Origin of the sequence: Flavobacterium enshiense, from assembly GCF_022836875.1 — a bacterium.
In the GTDB taxonomy this organism is placed as follows: Bacteria; Bacteroidota; Bacteroidia; order Flavobacteriales; family Flavobacteriaceae; genus Flavobacterium; species Flavobacterium enshiense_A.
Genome location: NZ_CP090376.1, coordinates 748,522 through 764,232 on the forward strand (window position 1 = coordinate 748,522; position 15,711 = coordinate 764,232).

General features: G+C 35.8%; 15 protein-coding genes. 11 read left to right on the forward strand and 4 right to left on the reverse strand.

All coding sequences use genetic code 11. The annotated features are described in order from the left end of the window. Positions 1-2: 2 nt before the first annotated feature. From LZF87_RS03340 to LZF87_RS03385, 10 genes are all read left to right on the forward strand, one after another. Complete coding sequence (locus tag LZF87_RS03340) at positions 3-500, forward strand: CatB-related O-acetyltransferase (protein WP_244341822.1); 498 nt, start codon at positions 3-5, stop codon at positions 498-500. Then, entirely contained in the window at positions 501-1,229 is a 729-nt protein-coding gene (locus LZF87_RS03345; RefSeq protein WP_244341823.1) for a glycosyltransferase family 32 protein, read from the forward strand. Next, a complete protein-coding gene (locus LZF87_RS03350; protein WP_244341824.1) occupies positions 1,219-2,622 on the forward strand; it encodes an O-antigen ligase family protein in 1,404 nt (467 codons plus the stop codon). The genes LZF87_RS03345 and LZF87_RS03350 overlap by 11 nt, the downstream gene beginning before the upstream one ends. Continuing rightward, positions 2,585-3,382 carry a glycosyltransferase gene (locus LZF87_RS03355; RefSeq protein ID WP_244341825.1) on the forward strand — a complete coding sequence of 266 codons (798 nt, stop codon included), beginning with the start codon at positions 2,585-2,587 and terminating at the stop codon, positions 3,380-3,382. The genes LZF87_RS03350 and LZF87_RS03355 overlap by 38 nt, the downstream gene beginning before the upstream one ends. A gap of 188 nt (positions 3,383-3,570) precedes the next feature. Next, positions 3,571-4,533, forward strand: coding sequence for an O-antigen ligase family protein (locus LZF87_RS03360; RefSeq protein WP_244341826.1), 963 nt, complete (start codon positions 3,571-3,573; stop codon positions 4,531-4,533). Further along, positions 4,523-5,659: a glycosyltransferase gene (locus LZF87_RS03365; protein WP_244341827.1), complete on the forward strand. Its 1,137-nt coding sequence runs from the start codon at positions 4,523-4,525 to the stop codon at positions 5,657-5,659. Before LZF87_RS03360 ends, LZF87_RS03365 begins: the two co-directional genes overlap by 11 nt. 284 nt (positions 5,660-5,943) lie before the next feature. Next, on the forward strand, positions 5,944-7,266 hold the full coding sequence (locus tag LZF87_RS03370) for an O-antigen ligase family protein (protein WP_244341828.1): 1,323 nt from the start codon (positions 5,944-5,946) through the stop codon (positions 7,264-7,266). 2 nt (positions 7,267-7,268) lie between these two features. Continuing rightward, positions 7,269-8,252 (forward strand): UDP-glucuronic acid decarboxylase family protein, encoded by a 984-nt coding sequence (locus LZF87_RS03375; RefSeq protein WP_244341829.1) that lies wholly within the window; start codon positions 7,269-7,271, stop codon positions 8,250-8,252. Continuing rightward, complete coding sequence (locus tag LZF87_RS03380; protein ID WP_244341830.1) at positions 8,253-9,605, forward strand: undecaprenyl-phosphate glucose phosphotransferase; 1,353 nt, start codon at positions 8,253-8,255, stop codon at positions 9,603-9,605. Next, positions 9,605-10,357: a glycosyltransferase family 2 protein gene (locus tag LZF87_RS03385; RefSeq protein ID WP_244341831.1), complete on the forward strand. Its 753-nt coding sequence runs from the start codon at positions 9,605-9,607 to the stop codon at positions 10,355-10,357. The genes LZF87_RS03380 and LZF87_RS03385 overlap by 1 nt, the downstream gene beginning before the upstream one ends. Here the strand turns inward: LZF87_RS03385 and LZF87_RS03390 are convergent. Further along, complete coding sequence (locus tag LZF87_RS03390; protein WP_244343697.1) at positions 10,354-11,664, reverse strand: phenylacetate--CoA ligase family protein; 1,311 nt, start codon at positions 11,662-11,664, stop codon at positions 10,354-10,356. The genes LZF87_RS03385 and LZF87_RS03390 overlap by 4 nt on opposite strands. Positions 11,665-11,777: 113 nt before the next feature. Between LZF87_RS03390 and purD the strand changes: the two genes are divergently transcribed. Further along, complete coding sequence (gene purD, locus LZF87_RS03395) at positions 11,778-13,049, forward strand: phosphoribosylamine--glycine ligase (protein ID WP_244343698.1); 1,272 nt, start codon at positions 11,778-11,780, stop codon at positions 13,047-13,049. Positions 13,050-13,162: 113 nt separating this feature from the next. On the opposite strand, the gene LZF87_RS03400 is transcribed toward purD, so the two are convergent. The 3 genes from LZF87_RS03400 to LZF87_RS03410 all read right to left on the reverse strand — a co-directional run bounded on the left by LZF87_RS03400 (position 13,163) and on the right by LZF87_RS03410 (position 15,684). Beyond that, a complete protein-coding gene (locus LZF87_RS03400; RefSeq protein ID WP_244341832.1) occupies positions 13,163-13,954 on the reverse strand; it encodes an autotransporter domain-containing protein in 792 nt (263 codons plus the stop codon). Between the two features lie 55 nt (positions 13,955-14,009). Beyond that, a complete protein-coding gene (locus LZF87_RS03405; RefSeq protein ID WP_244341833.1) occupies positions 14,010-15,275 on the reverse strand; it encodes a BamA/TamA family outer membrane protein in 1,266 nt (421 codons plus the stop codon). Between the two features lie 178 nt (positions 15,276-15,453). Further along, on the reverse strand, positions 15,454-15,684 hold the full coding sequence (locus tag LZF87_RS03410; RefSeq protein ID WP_244341834.1) for a DUF6341 family protein: 231 nt from the start codon (positions 15,682-15,684) through the stop codon (positions 15,454-15,456). Positions 15,685-15,711: the final 27 nt, after the last annotated feature.

The following is a 15,711-nucleotide window of genomic DNA, read 5'->3' on the forward strand; positions in this document are numbered from 1 at the left end:
AAATGAAGTTTATTTTAGAGGATTTTATCCGTCTGATAAAAAAAATTTATAGATACTTCTATTGGAATATTAAAGGTGTTAGAATTTCATTTTTGAGTGATGTTTCCATTAATGCAACTATTGATAAAGGCTGTTTTTTTACAGGGACATCACAAATTTCAAGTTTTTCGACGATTGGAGCATATACATACGGACGTAATGTAAATATTCATAGAGCGAAAATTGGATGCTATTGTTCTTTGGGGCCTGATGTCAAAATTGGTCTTGATGAGCACCCATTGGACAGAGAGTCAACACACCCTAGGTTTTATGGAGAAGTGCCGCAAAAAAGTGTTATTGTTGAAGATCATGTGTGGATTGGAGCTAACGCAATAGTTCTGAATGGTGTTAGAATAGGTGAACATTCGGTAATTGCTGCAGGCGCTGTTGTTACAAAGGATGTTGAGCCGTATACTATTTATGCAGGGGTGCCTGCCCGATTAATAAAAAAAAGAAAATAAATGATTCCTAAAAAGATACATTATTGTTGGTTTGGCAGAGGACCTTTATCAGATTTAACATTAAAATGTATAGAAAGCTGGAAAAAATTTCTTCCGGATTATGAAATAATCCAATGGAATGAGGACAATTTTGATGTTAATTCATATACTTTTTCCAAAGAAGCTTATGAAGCAAGGAAGTATGCTTTTGTTGCTGATATTTGCCGACTGGATGTGTTACACAAGTTTGGAGGTATTTATTTAGATACAGATATGGAACTTTTAAAACCTTTAAGCATAATATCCCCAAATTTTATAAGTGGTTTTGAAGATTCAAAATATGTTGGTGCCGGAATAATAATATCTCCAAAAGAAGATAAGTTTGTTACATCAGTTTTGGAAAAATATAGGGAATTGAGTTTTAATAAGTGCATCGACAAGTTACGGGAGTATACGATTCCGAAAATTTTTACCGACGAACTTGTTAAGTATGGATTAAAATTAGATAACACAAAACAAGTTTTAAATGATTCAGTTATCATTTATCCTTCCGAGTACTTTTATCCCCTGAACTATTTTACGGGAAAATTAAGTATCACCGAGAAAACAATGACAATACATCATTATGATTCATCTTGGATGTCTTCGGGACAGAAAACAATAATGAAATTAAAAATTTTTTTAATTAGTATATTTGGGACTAGTATAATTTCAAAAATAATAAGAAGAATTAAGCGATATGCCCGTTAGAAAACTAATTACATATTTTTTTGTATTGGGGTTGTTTTTCATACCGTTTAATGAGTACGAAGGTCTCTCTTTTTTAGGGGAATATAGCACTGAATCTGCAGTGTTATTTTTTATTCCCGCTTTTTTATTAATAGTTTTATATACTCTATTCGTCAAAAAACTAAATTTTCCATACAGGAATAATCTTTATTTAGTTTTATTGCTTTTTATAATTTGGTGTATAATTAGTACTTTGCTGAATGCCTCAAATGTTTATTCCTTCTATTTTAAAGGGACTTCGGGATTAAGCAGGTTTATAAGGCAGCTGTTTTCACTGATTTTATCTAGTGTCATTTTTTTTCAAGTATATTGGTTTGTTTTTAAGGATAAAACCGCAGAGCAGATTTTTCTTTTAATTCGAAAAACATTTTTTACCTCTTTGGTTGTTGTTTCAATTTATGGCTTTATTGAAACATTGATTTCTTTTTTCGGGTTATATTTCTTAAAACCGTTATTGGATCTGTTCGGATATTTACCTTTTTTAGAGCCAGAACTTCATGTTGAAGGAAGGATTTCCAGTGTGTCATACGAGCCTCCATTTTTAGCTATTTATCTTATTACCATAGCAGGCTGGATGTTTAGCTTTATAATTACGGATAAAGGATACAAACGTTATTTTCCGGCGGTTGCTGTTTTGCTTCTTACTTTTTTTTCAGGTTCCAGAACGGCCTTAATTGTAGTTACAATACAGTTTATAGTTTTTCTGTATTTCCTTTATTTCCATTATGCTCAAAAAAGAATTGTATTGCTTTTTGTCAAATATGCGCTGTTTTTTACATTAGCCGTCGGTATTGTATCTGGAGTCAAGTTTTATGATGCTATTAAAGAGAAAGTAGAATCCTTAAATTTTCTCGGAAATTTAAAAAGCAATCCTTCAAATAAATCCAGATTGGGTATCCAATATACATCATTGCTGATTTTTGCTGAAAACCCAGTTTCAGGTGTTGGTCTGGGGCAGCAAGCTTATGTGGCCCGAGGGCGTTATCCTGGATGGGCAACCAAAAATAACTATGAATTTTATATTTTTTATAAAAACAAAAAAGAAAAATCATTTCCCCCGGGATATAATATATATACGAGAATTCTTGCCGAGTTAGGTATAATCGGTTTCGGGATATTTCTATTTTTGCAATATCGAATGCTTTCAAAAGCAAAAAAGCTAATTAAAAATGAAGATAATAATCGCAAAATTTTGGGATTAGCAACATACATATCACTAGTAGGTTTGTTTATCAATTGGATGCAAATAGATTCTTTCAGGATATATGGTGTTTGGATTTCACTGGCGATTTTAATTATAAGTTCAAGGAATAATAATGAACAACACAATAGTCTTAATACCACATTACAATAATTTTACTGGCCTTTTAAAAACCATAAAATCTATTAACGCCGATGAAAAAATTGATGTTTTAATTGTAGATGACGGAAGCAATACCGATACAATAAATGCAGATGTTTTAAAAAAAAGCGTTTCATTCAATGGGCAGTTACATATAGAATACCTCCCTATAAATTCCGGAATTGAAGAGGCATTGAACAAAGGGCTTATGTTTGTTAAACAACAAAGTAGATATCAGTTCATTGCCCGAATTGATTGTGGTGATGTTGTTGTTGGTAAACGATTTCAAAAACAGGAATGTTTTTTAACGGAAAATCCCGATGTAGCCCTGCTTGGTTGTAATGCCATTGCAGTCGACATAAATGATAATGAACTCTACCGTACTGTTTTCCCGGAAGAACACGAAGTCATAAAGCACAAAATGTATTTAAATGCTATGTTTCTTCATCCCTGCGTAATGTTCAGGTCAATGGTTTTGAAAACAATTGGAGTGTACCCGACAGAATTTGAAGCAGCGGAAGATTATGCCTATTTTTTTAGCATAATGGAAAAATACAAAACACATAATCTGCAGGATTTTCTTGTAAAGTATGAGATTAATCCTAATGGCATTTCTTTGTCTAAACGCAAAAAACAAGTGAAAAGCAGAATACAGATTATCCGAAAACATTTTTACTTTGGTTTTTGGCCTTGTTATGGATTGGTTAGAAATTACTTGTTGCTGTATATCCCTAATATCCTTATTCAGACTTTAAAAAAATGGAAAAGTTAAAAAACCTCAATATTGTTGATTGTCTCGCGATAGCAGCCATTTTTTTGATTCCTTATTCAAAGGCTCTTCCCAACATTCTTTTCGCGATATCGTTAGCGGTTTTAATAATTCAAAGAGTAGTTTATAAAAAGGAACTGGTTTACAAAACTCTTATTCCTTATATGCTTTTTGTAGCTGTAATTGTACTATTGGCAGTTTTCAAAGGAAGTTTGGCGGCAGATGTCACAACAATTTCGAGAATTTCAATTGTTATCCTGGCAGGGTTGGTCTTTTTGAATAGCAATTCCACTAAGTTAATTAAGTCATATATTTTTACGATTAATCTTGCTATTTTGGTTTCTTTTGTCAAGATTCTCCTTTTGCTAAAAGAAGGAAACCTGGATTTAGCCAACGGCGAGGATATTTATGAGGTATTACCTTTCGACAGGCCTTATTTAGGTTTTTTTATTTTGTTGGCCAGTCTTTTTACCTTTCATAAAATAAAGAACCGACAAATGCTTAAACCTTTAGGTGTTGCATTGATTGTTTTAAATGTGTTTTTTGTCGTTTATATAGCAGCGCGGTTGGCGTTGATTTCTTATGTCTTAATTGGGGGGCTATATGTTTTGAAATATTCTAAAATATCTTTTACCAAAAAAGTATGCGGTATTGTCGTTCTGATCCTGATTCTATTCAGTTCGGTGTATTTTATAGATAACATCAAACGCAGGTTCAAATTTAACGAGGGGATTGAAACATTTGTGGATTATGAACCTCGATTTGTGATATGGCCATGCTCTTCTGAAATTATTACGAAAGATTTCAAGAGCATCACTATCGGGTCAGGCGGTTTTGATGAAACGATAAGCGCCTTAACTGAATGTTATTCGACCAGTATAACCAAAGAAGATAAACGAGACTGGTATGTAAAAATCAGGTATAATTCTCATAATCAATTTTTAGGGATTTTACTGGTTGGTGGAATAATTGGCTTGTCTTTTTTTGTAGCCTTCGTTTATTTCCTTTTTAAACGGGCAGATAATTTTATTTTTTTCTCTATAGTTTTAGCTTTAACAATCTTTTTTATCTTTGAATGCGTATTGTACAGGCAGCTCGGATGCTATATAGTTGGCTTAATTTTGAGCTTAGTTAAAAAAAATAATGAATCATAAAATAAAGGTTGCTCACGTTTTACATTCTGTTGGAGGAGTTGATGTTTCTTTAAGGTTGATTTTGGAAAACATCAATCCGAAAGAATTTGAAAATATAATTATTCACGGAACAGACGATGTTAAAGCCGGATTTCATGATAAAACCGGAAGAAAACTAACTGATTATTCCATATCCATTTTCAGGAATATATCCTTTATTAAGGATATAAAGGCCGTGGTTAAGGCATATGCTATTCTCAAAAAAGAAAAACCGGATCTTATCCATGCACATAGTGCAAAGGGTGGTGTGATCGGACGAATTGTTGGATGGTTGCTTAAGGTGAATGTTCTATACACGCCTCAGGCTTTTTCTTATCTGAGTGCTTCGGGTAAATTGAAAAAATCACTTTTTTTAAAAATAGAACAATTAACAAGGTTTTCAAACAGCTATGTGCTTGCCTCTTCAAATTCTGAAAGAGACCGAGCCTTAAATGAAGTAAAATATCCTGGAGATAAAGTTTTGTTATTTAACAACTCGATAAAACCAATTCAAATTATACCGTCTTTATCGATTGAAAAAACGTGGCCCGATAATTACATCTGTTCTGTAGGCAGACCATCTTATCAGAAAAACATTGAACTTATGATTGAAGTTTTTGATCAGGTTCGTAAAGAAAATGACATACATCTACTAGTCATCGGGTTGGGTTTTCACCACGACCGTTTGGATTCGGTATTGAATCTGATCAAAAAATACAACCTTGAAAACCATGTCACACTTTTAAAGTGGACAGAAAGAGGCGATATTTTTAACATTATAAAGCACGCTAAACTTTACATCTCTACAGCAAGATACGAAGGTTTGCCTTATTCTATAATAGAAAGCTTGGCATTGGGAAAGCCATGTGTGGTTACTGATTGTGATGGCAACCGTGATTTGGTTACAAATAACGTTAACGGTTATGTTATCAAAAACGAAAATGTGGAGGAGTTTAAGGATAAACTTTTGCATATTTTAAACGACAAAGCTGTTGAAGAGAATTTTGGTGAAAACTCTCTAAAAATATTTGGAGAACATTTCAATATGGATAACAACATAGAAAAATTAGAAGCTATTTATAGAAAATATTCCAGTACACGTATGTGACCAAAGATGTGATCAGATTTGTATGCCTATAAACGATTTATTGTCAGGAGAAGATTTGATAGCGTTTAATAACTGTTTACAAATCTTGTTGTTTTGAGGGCAGAGATTTAGGTTATCGAAATCAACTGGAGCAGTATGTCACCGCTTAAAGCGGAATACATATTGTTTTCTGTAATAAAGATGCTAAAAGAATAATTTCCGGAACAAAAAAAATGATAACTTGCGCATTTATACAAAATCACTTTAAGGCTATAGCTACTGAGATTAATTGTGGGTAAACATAGATGGAGAAGACTTGTAGTTATTTCAAAAATGCCTGGCTGGAAAAAAGAGGCCTGATAAATAAGGAGAGTGTTTTTAGCTGCCTTCTAGCAGGAATTTTAATAGCAATACCCTTAAAGTACGCATTCAGCAGTTTAGCAACTATATTACTGATTACCGTTGCCTTTTCTTCTTTCTTTAAAATTAAATTTTCATTTAATACGCATTTATTTCTTCCGGTTATATTCTATTTGATCATGCTGACTTCACTGATGTGGACAAGTGACACGGAATTAACTTCGGGCGGATTGCAAAAAGAATTGGCCTTTTTGTTTGTTCCACTACCTTTTTTGTTTATTCCGGACATAAAAAAAATAAACAGGCATCTTGTTTTTAGGCTATTTAGTTTAAGCATGGTTTTTTATGCGCTCTTTTATTTTGTGAAAGCAGCGCTGCGCTATAGGACTACAGGGGATATTTCTGTTTTTTTCTATCATGAATTGGTAACTCAGGATCTCAGTGCCATTTATGTATCTGTTTTTGCGTCTTTTGCCATTTTTTATTTTGTAGCTAAAAAGAACAAAAATTATTTTGAAAAGGCAGCTTTGTTTATTTTGATAGCTTTGGTTTTTCTTTTGTCATCGAAAAGTATTATAACCATTGATTTTATCCTGATTGTCTGTTACTATTCTTTTTTTTCGGACATCCCAAAGAGTGTTAAAGGAACCACTGTCATTGCTGTTTTCTCGTTTTTGTTTTTTTCATTGGTCTATGTGAAAGAAGTAAGGGAACGATTTTTATTGGAATACGAAACGGCATTTGTGGATAATACGGTCAATAATAAAATAGGGAATGACAATGCAAAAGTTTTTAACGTTAGCTTGAAACAAGCATGGCACAACGATAAATTTCAGCCAAATCATTTTTTTCCGGGGACAGCCCTGAGAATTTTTCAGATAAGAGCTTTTAAGGAGATGCTTGACGGGAACAGTATTCTTTTGACTGGATTCGGATTGCAAGCGTCCCAGAATAAAATAAGAGAAAAGGTGGCTGAACATAATCTGAATCTGGGTTATGGTGATTTTAACTTTCATAATCAATATGTGCAGACATTTGCCGAAATAGGGATTTTTGGTTTTTTCGTTTTGATTACGATGTTATATTCTAATCTTAAAAATGCCTGGAAAAATGAAGATTTTTTGCATATTGCTTTCGCAGTAACGATGATAGTTTTATTTTTGACGGAATCCTTTTTTTGCAGGCAAAGAGGGGTGCTTTTTTTTATTACACTCTATTGTGTCTTTAATTCGACACTGAAGCCGACAGAGGAAAAGTATAATTTATAATTATGAAAAGAATTTTAATCACGGGAGCAGCCGGATTTTTAGGCTCGCATTTATGTGATCGTTTTATAGCAGAAGGGTACCATGTAATTGGCATGGATAATCTTATTACAGGTGATCTGAAAAACATTGAGCATCTTTTTAAACTTGAAAATTTCGAATTTTATCATCACGATATTACAAAATTTGTTCACGTTCCAGGTAAATTAGATTATATTTTGCATTTTGCTTCACCTGCAAGTCCAATTGATTATTTAAAAATCCCTATTCAGACATTGAAAGTGGGATCTTTGGGAACCCATAACCTTTTGGGGCTGGCTAGAGTTAAAAAAGCAAGAATTCTTATTGCGTCTACATCTGAAGTTTATGGAGATCCTTTAGTACATCCACAAACGGAAGAGTATTATGGTAATGTAAATACGATTGGTCCACGAGGTGTTTATGACGAAGCCAAGCGTTTTCAGGAATCAATTACCATGGCGTATCATACGTATCACGGTGTAGAAACAAGAATCGTTAGAATCTTTAACACCTACGGTCCGCGAATGCGATTAAATGACGGCCGTGTAATTCCGGCGTTTATCGGACAGGCAATTCGCGGCGAAGACTTAACCATTTTTGGAGACGGCTCCCAAACCCGTTCGTTTTGCTATGTAGATGATCAGGTGGAAGGGATTTTCCGTCTGTTACATTCGGATTATCATTTACCTGTGAATATTGGGAATCCAGATGAAATTACCATAAAGGACTTTGCAGAAGAAATTATAAAACTCACAGGTACCAATCAAAAAGTGGTCTACCTTCCATTGCCAGTTAATGATCCTATGCAACGCCAGCCGGATACTACTAAGGCTAAAGAAATATTAGGATGGGAGGCAAAAATATCCCGTTCCGAAGGAATGAAAATCACGTACGAATATTTTAAATCGCTTTCCCCGGAAGAATTGGCAAAAGAAGAACATAAGGATTTTTCTAAATACATTTTTTAATTGGGAAGACACACTGGAAGATATTCAGGCTATCTTAGGCCATTTTCATATTTGCTGGACTTAATGATTATTAATGTCTTAGCGACAGTGCTGCTATTGGATCCGCCCAATGTTATCAATTACCACCTTTTTCTTTCCGTTTCATGGGTGTTAATAGCTTGGAATGTTGGGTTTTATGAGGTTTATCGCTTTACAAAAGCACTGGAAATTTTAGGGAAGATTTTAAATCAGTATGTGCTGTTTATTATTTTGAATTTTGCATATCTGGGTTATTTTTTAAAGTTTTCAGAACCTTCCAAAATCTTAAAATTCGTTACACTTGCGATTGTTTTAATTTCCCTCGCGAAACTTTTTATATTTTATTTTTTAAAGCGTTTCAGGGTTGTTTTTGGAGGAAACTTCAGAAGGGTTGTTATTATAGGTGAAGGAAAAAATGTTGCTGAGTTAACTCATTTTTTCAATGAAAATCCAGATTATGGGTATAACCTGGTTTCTCATTTCGATTTGGAAGGTAATAAGAATGAAAAGATCAGCGATTGTTTCTCATTCGTCCTAGAGCAAAAAATTGATGAAATTTATTGTTCACTTTGCGATATGGAGAGTGAGGATATCAATCGGTTCATTGATTTTACGGATAACAATTTAAAGGTTTTGAAGTTCTTGCCGGATGATGATGAGGTGTTATCGAGAAATATGAAGTTAGATTTTTATGGCTATATACCAGTGGCATCATTAAGGGATATCCCGTTGGACAAAATGATAAACATGATTGTCAAAAGAGGATTTGATATTATTTTTTCGTTATTGGTAATCATTGGCTTATTGTCTTGGCTGATCCCAATTTTGGCTTTTCTGATAAAAAAGGAATCGAAAGGCCCTGTTTTTTTTAAACAGAGGAGAAATGGTCTGAACTATCACGAATTCGATTGCTATAAATTCCGTTCCATGAGACCTAACGAAATTGCCGATTTGGAACAGGTATCCAAAAACGACCCCAGAATTACCAACGTTGGGCGCTTTATCCGTAAAACCAGCATTGACGAATTACCTCAATTCTTTAACGTGCTTATCGGAGATATGTCTGTAGTAGGACCGAGACCCCACATGGTGAGTCATACCGAGATGTACGCCAAAAGTGTGGATAAATTCATGGTACGGCATTTTGTGAAACCGGGAATTACGGGATTGGCACAAACCAATGGTTACCGTGGTGAGGTGGAAAACGATGCCGATATTATCAACAGGGTAAAATATGATATTTTCTACCTTGAAAACTGGTCGCTTCTGTTGGATCTTAAAATAATATTCATGACAGTCTTTAATGCAATTAGAGGCGAAGAAAAAGCGTATTAATGAATAGTCTTGTTTCAATAATAACTCCTACGTTTAATTCGGCAAAATATATTGTTGAAACGATACGCTCTGTCCAGAATCAGACACATAAAAATTGGGAATTGCTTATCGTGGATGATGGTTCTTCCGACGATACAGTTGCAGTTATAATTGAATTTTTAAAGAAAGAATCCCGAATTAAATTTTTTCCGCTCGATAAAAATGTGGGGCCTGCTAAAGCCCGTAATATCGGAATTGAGAATGCTCGCGGTGATTATATGACCTTTCTTGATGCTGATGATATTTGGTTTTCGGATTTTATTGAAAATAGTATTACAAACATTCAGGCATCTGGAGTCCATTTCGTGTTTTCATCATATAGGCGTTCAGATGAAAATTTAGAATTTGTTTATTCCGATTTTATTGTTCCTAAAAAAGTTACCTATACGGATATTCTTAAATCGAATTCCATCAGTTGTCTTACAGCTTTTGTAGATATTAAGACTTTAGGAAAGAAGACCATGCCGGAAATCCGGAAGCGGCAGGACATGGGATTGTGGTTAAAATATCTCAAAGAAATTCCTTTCGCATACGGAATTCAGGAGACAAAAGCAGTCTATCGGATTCGCGAAAACTCACTCTCGAGAAATAAAAAGAATCTTATAAAATACCAGTGGCAATTTTACAGGGAAGTGGAAAAACTAAACACTTTACAATCGTCGTATTATATGCTGCACTGGATGTATCGTGGCTTTATGAAATACAGAAATTAAAGTTCAGATTTAAATTGTTTTAGTTTCCCACGCGCAGTCCGTGTAAGGGTTTCTTTTCGATGATACGAGAAATTGAGCCCCGGCTCCAAATAAGTGTCAATCGCTTTTTGGATTCCTTTGATTTGTTCCTCTGTAAGTTCCTTTTCACTTACATAATCAATCTCAAACGCATCAGTTTTTGTCTGACGAATGATGAATTCCTTCACATTGCCGTCGTCTTCAATAATGCTTTTGGTCACATAGTAAAAAGTAAGGCCAGGCGATTTTTTTCCGCTTGGCAAAAGCGCAATATCATTAGTACGTCCGACCAGTTGTTTGAGGATTGGTTTTTTGGGTGTGCTTTTTTCGTCCAAAACACCAACATCACCAATGTCATAACGAATGAAAGGATGGGCTTTGTTATATAGCGAAGTGATAACGACACGTCCTTCCTGGCCATTAGGAACCGGCAGGTTGTTTTCATCCAAAATTTCAACAAAAAGGGTTTCCGAATTCACCTGCCATTCTCCTTTGGGATTTTGAAATGCAATCAGATCGAGTTCGGAAGCGCCATATTCGTTTACAACAGGAATACCGAATTGCGTTTCCAACAGTTCTTTGTCGGAATCAAAAAGCATTTCGGAAGTAACCATGCAGACTTTCAATGTCGGACAAATATCTTTCAGTATAAGGTTTTTTTTCTGAAGGAATTTGGCAAACAAAACAATCGAGCTGGTGTAGCCGTTGATGTAATCGAATTTTTTGGTTTTGAAATGCTTCAGTACTTTTTCAAGAAAGGCATCCGATAAATCAAAAATCGGGAAGCGGTAACGTTGTCCCAGAAAATCCTTCAAACGTTCTTTTCGGTAACCGATGAAATCCAAAGGAATACCGTAAAACCGTGCCTGATAGGAAGAGTTGAAATCGATGCCGAACCAACCAAAACGATAAATTATCGAAGCCCAAGTGAGTGCATGTACTTCTTTATCTTTGGCAAAAATAAAGGGGTCACCACTGGAACCTGATGTTTTGTTGACAAAAACAGATTTTTGGGTATATCCTTTTGAAAGCCGTTCTTTTAATGGTTTTTGCAGATCTTTTTTAGTCAGAACCGGAAGGTTGTTCCAATCTGTATTGCTTTTTTCTCCAACCAATTCTTTGTAAAATGGATTGTTTTCCAAGTGAAAAACCACTATTTTTTTTCGTTGTGCTTCGAGATAAGTCGAAAAATCAGCTTCCGGGATGGCCAGAATTGCATCGAAAGTGGCATGGGCTTCCTTCATCGGAAAACCACTCATTTTAAGCGAAAAGTCGAATAATCGGAACACGTTCAGGGAAATTTTTCCAAAAATAGTAAAACCGTATTCATAAACTATCGACATAAACTTTTTTTTCCGTTCAAAACGGACTATTTTTGCATCCAAATCAACAACTCAACAACATGACTATTTTATTGTTAGGTTCAGGCGGAAGAGAACATGCTTTGGCTTGGAAAATGCTTCAGAGTTCTCATTGCTCAAAACTTTTCGTAGCACCGGGAAATGCCGGAACTGCTTCAATTGCTACTAATGTTGCCATCAATCCAAATGATTTTGCAGCTGTAAAAAACCTGGTACTTTCCGAAAACATCGGAATGGTAGTGGTAGGCCCTGAAGATCCTTTGGTAAATGGTGTGTATGATTTCTTTAAAAACGACGCTGATTTAAAAAACATCCCTGTAATTGGCCCTTCACAACACGGGGCACAATTGGAAGGAAGTAAGGAGTTCGCTAAAGAATTTTTGGTGAAACACAACATTCCTACAGCGCGTTACCAGAGTTTTACTAAAGATACGGTGGAAGCGGGTTGTGAATTTTTAACGACTTTAAATGCTCCTTACGTTTTAAAAGCAGACGGATTGGCGGCTGGTAAAGGTGTTTTGATTTTGAATGATTTAGCTGAAGCACAACAGGAATTACGTAATATGTTGGTGGATGCAAAATTTGGAGATGCTTCTTCCAAGGTGGTAATCGAAGAATTTTTGGATGGAATCGAATTGAGCTGTTTCGTGCTTACTGATGGAAAGAGCTATAAAATATTGCCGACAGCGAAAGATTATAAACGAATTGGCGAAGGTGATACCGGTTTGAATACTGGTGGAATGGGAGCTGTTTCTCCGGTTCCGTTTGCTGATGCTGAATTCATGCAAAAGATTGAAGAACGCATCGTGAAACCTACAATCGATGGACTTCAAAAAGACAATATCGAGTACAAAGGTTTCGTGTTTATCGGACTGATCAAAGTTGGAAACGATCCTTTCGTAATCGAGTACAATGTCCGTATGGGTGACCCCGAAACAGAAGTGGTAATGCCACGTTTGAAATCGGATTTGGTTGAAATTTTCAAGGCGATTGCGACAGAAACCTTAGACCAGGTAGCTTTTGAAATCGACCCAAGAAGTGCTACTACAATTATGGTTGTTTCGGGCGGTTATCCTGAAGATTATACGAAAGGCAAAGTGATTTCAGGTTTGGATAAAGTAGATGGTTCAATTGCATTTCACGCAGGAACCGCATTAAATGACGGAACGATCGTAAGTAACGGTGGACGTGTTATAGCCGTGACTTCGTATGGTGAAACCTTTAAGGATGCTATTGCAAAATCGTATTCCAACATCGAAAAAATCCATTTTGACGGGATGTACTACAGAAAAGATATTGGGTTTGACTTATAAGCCGATGTTTGTACATTTATAATATAAAAAAGAGCAGATTCATTTCTGCTCTTTTTTTATGACAGGATATTGAAGACTCTTAAAGAAAGGTTCGAGAACGAAATCGGATATTTTCAAAAACGATAGCCAATACTTATGGAGTAACGGAATCCGAGGCTCTCGAATGTGCTAACCCCTGAGCCGGAAGCTGAGCCATCGTCTGCAATATCATTCAAAAAAGGGAATCGGTCTTTTAATTTATCAATTACCTCATCCAACATTTCGTTGTCATCTAATCCGGATAGATCAGCGCTTGCCTTTGCTTCGAATTTGTACGCAGTAAACGAGGGTCCGAATAATATACAATCGACCACAAATCGTTTGGCGATTATAAACTGATAGCCTAATTCACCTCCGAAATTAAGAAAATGGACTTTAGTGTCCAGGGTTGCGGATTGGGTACCATTTGCTTCATCGGTATAAGAATAATCCCTTGAATTTTTGAACTTGTAATATGATACATAAGGAGCCAGGTAAACGCCTCGTGGTGCTGAGTATTTATTTAGGTCACCCAAATAAAATCGATATTCAGCACCCATAGAGTATCCAGATCGATCACTTGATTTCGAGAAATTGACACCTGTAATGTCCAAATTGAAATTTTTGAATTCCTGATATCCTCCGAAAACCGCGATACTTTGATTTTCTTTTATTACCCGTTCATATGAAAATTGAAGCGCATTATCATAGAAGATGCGATTGGTGACGTTAATTTTTACCAAATTTGGATGCTCCGGCTTTGTTTTGGTCTTCGGAATTGTATCCGTGGACTGTGCCGTTGCGATAGATGTCAAAACTAAAAAGAAAAAGAGGGTCTTTGTAATGCCAATCCCTTTGGTCCAAGGTGCAGTAATTATAATTTTCATGACAGACAAATTATAGAATTAAATTTAATTGATTTTAAATCAGCATTTTAGGCTCCTAAAATGTTTCCCCGGCATTCAGGTAAAATGCGTTGGAATCACGGCCCCATGCATAATTTAGAATCAGGTTGGTCCTTGTAGGTTTGTCAAGCAAAATGCGAAGCCCGATACCGCCAGCCGGCTGGATGTATTGGAACAGATTGACGTCAGTATCATGATTGCTGGCGGTTGTGAAATTGGCGAATACGGTTCCACTGATGAGTTGGTTACAGCTAATTGGGAAACGGTATTCGGTTTCAAAGTAAACGAGGTCAAAACCGCGGAACAAACCTTGGGTATATCCTTTACCGCCCCTGCTGCGCTGATCCCATCCGATAGCCGGTAAATTAAGATAGGGCAGGTCACCTTGTATCAGGAATTGTCCATATGTCCAAAAACCCAGTACGTGTTGCTTGTTAGTATGGCTTAACGGGATAAAATGGCGGTACTCGCCGAAAAGCACCTGGCTTTTTTGCTGTCTGTCGTTCAGACTTGGATTGAACCGATAATTAAAGTTCGCAAACCATCCATTGTTCGGATTTATCTGATTGTCTCGCGAGTCGTGGACCATGTTAAAACTCAAGCCATTCACTATATATTCCTTATGGTCAAAGCCGTGCCGCTGGCTGTAATTATAGTGCTCCGTATAATGTTCTCCTTCGATGTTTAGGTTCTTGTCATCTATATTGGTATAAATGTCAAATGCAACGCCTCCACCGATGTAATAATCTTTTTCAAATTCCCAGGAGATCGTTTGGTGAAACTTAAAATAGTCATAGTCCATGGGTTCAGTAATAGCGTCCAAATTGAATCCATCATCGGAACTGTTAGGCGGGATAATATCAGTACCCAATCCGTAGTTGGATTGTGTAAAAATGTAATAACGCCAATCACCGCTCAGGAATATAGAATTGTTTTTCAACAAAACGTTATTCTTAAGGTTTATCATTAATTGTTTTTTCGTGGTATAGGTCACGTTAAGGCTTACAGTAGAATATTTATCTTTTGGCTGGTCGCCTTTAAAGGTATATTGGGCCACGGCGCCGTACATAAATCCCGTTGCCGGTTGGGAACCGATGATCGGCATCACAATTAAAAAACTGTTTTTGATCGGCTTGAGGATGGTGGTGGAATCTTTTTTTCTGAAAAGATCTGGAACAGAAACTATGGGGCATTTGCTGACCGAGTCTATACTAGTCTGAGCAGTTATGTTGCCTATAAACAGGGTTTCCACCAATAAAAAGGTACAAAGAATTTTCAGTAATTTGTTGTTTAAAATGATCATGGTAGACTCTTTTGGTTTTTTCTTATTAATAAAATTATACAGAAATGCCTTAAGTCTTTCAACATTATCCTTTTTATCGATAAACCGCTTTTTTTGACGGTATTTTAAAATTGCGCATTTTTTTACCTAGGAAAAGGCAAAAAAAAATCCCGATTGATATCGGGATTTTTTAGAATTCTTATTTTAAGAATGAGTGTGCTGTAGTGTCTTGGTCATCGTCCCCTTTGGCCCTGAAGATCATTAGTTCTTTTGTCCAGTACCATGTAGCTGCGCAACAGATAACGAGAAAAATCCAGTTGATAATGTTTGCGGTCCACCAGTTAGATAATTCCAGTTCAGCCATCCAGTTCATAGGTGCGAAAAGAATTTCTTCGAATAAATAGGCTATTCCTTCAAAAAAAGCTTTCATAGTGTTTTTGTTTTAGTTTATTTCGAA

Bases quoted from the DNA above. Each gene is read 5' to 3' on its own strand.
- LZF87_RS03350 (WP_244341824.1), top strand. From the start codon at position 1,219: ATGCCCGTTAGAAAACTAATTACATATTTTTTTGTATTGGGGTTGTTT.
- LZF87_RS03405 (WP_244341833.1), bottom strand. From the start codon at position 15,275: ATGATCATTTTAAACAACAAATTACTGAAAATTCTTTGTACCTTTTTA.
- LZF87_RS03410 (WP_244341834.1), bottom strand. From the start codon at position 15,684: ATGAAAGCTTTTTTTGAAGGAATAGCCTATTTATTCGAAGAAATTCTT.
- LZF87_RS03400 (WP_244341832.1), bottom strand. From the start codon at position 13,954: ATGAAAATTATAATTACTGCACCTTGGACCAAAGGGATTGGCATTACA.
- purD (WP_244343698.1), top strand. From the start codon at position 11,778: ATGACTATTTTATTGTTAGGTTCAGGCGGAAGAGAACATGCTTTGGCT.
- LZF87_RS03340 (WP_244341822.1), top strand. From the start codon at position 3: ATGAAGTTTATTTTAGAGGATTTTATCCGTCTGATAAAAAAAATTTAT.
- LZF87_RS03355 (WP_244341825.1), top strand. From the start codon at position 2,585: ATGAACAACACAATAGTCTTAATACCACATTACAATAATTTTACTGGC.
- LZF87_RS03345 (WP_244341823.1), top strand. From the start codon at position 501: ATGATTCCTAAAAAGATACATTATTGTTGGTTTGGCAGAGGACCTTTA.
- LZF87_RS03385 (WP_244341831.1), top strand. From the start codon at position 9,605: ATGAATAGTCTTGTTTCAATAATAACTCCTACGTTTAATTCGGCAAAA.
- LZF87_RS03365 (WP_244341827.1), top strand. From the start codon at position 4,523: ATGAATCATAAAATAAAGGTTGCTCACGTTTTACATTCTGTTGGAGGA.
- LZF87_RS03370 (WP_244341828.1), top strand. From the start codon at position 5,944: ATGGAGAAGACTTGTAGTTATTTCAAAAATGCCTGGCTGGAAAAAAGA.
- LZF87_RS03375 (WP_244341829.1), top strand. From the start codon at position 7,269: ATGAAAAGAATTTTAATCACGGGAGCAGCCGGATTTTTAGGCTCGCAT.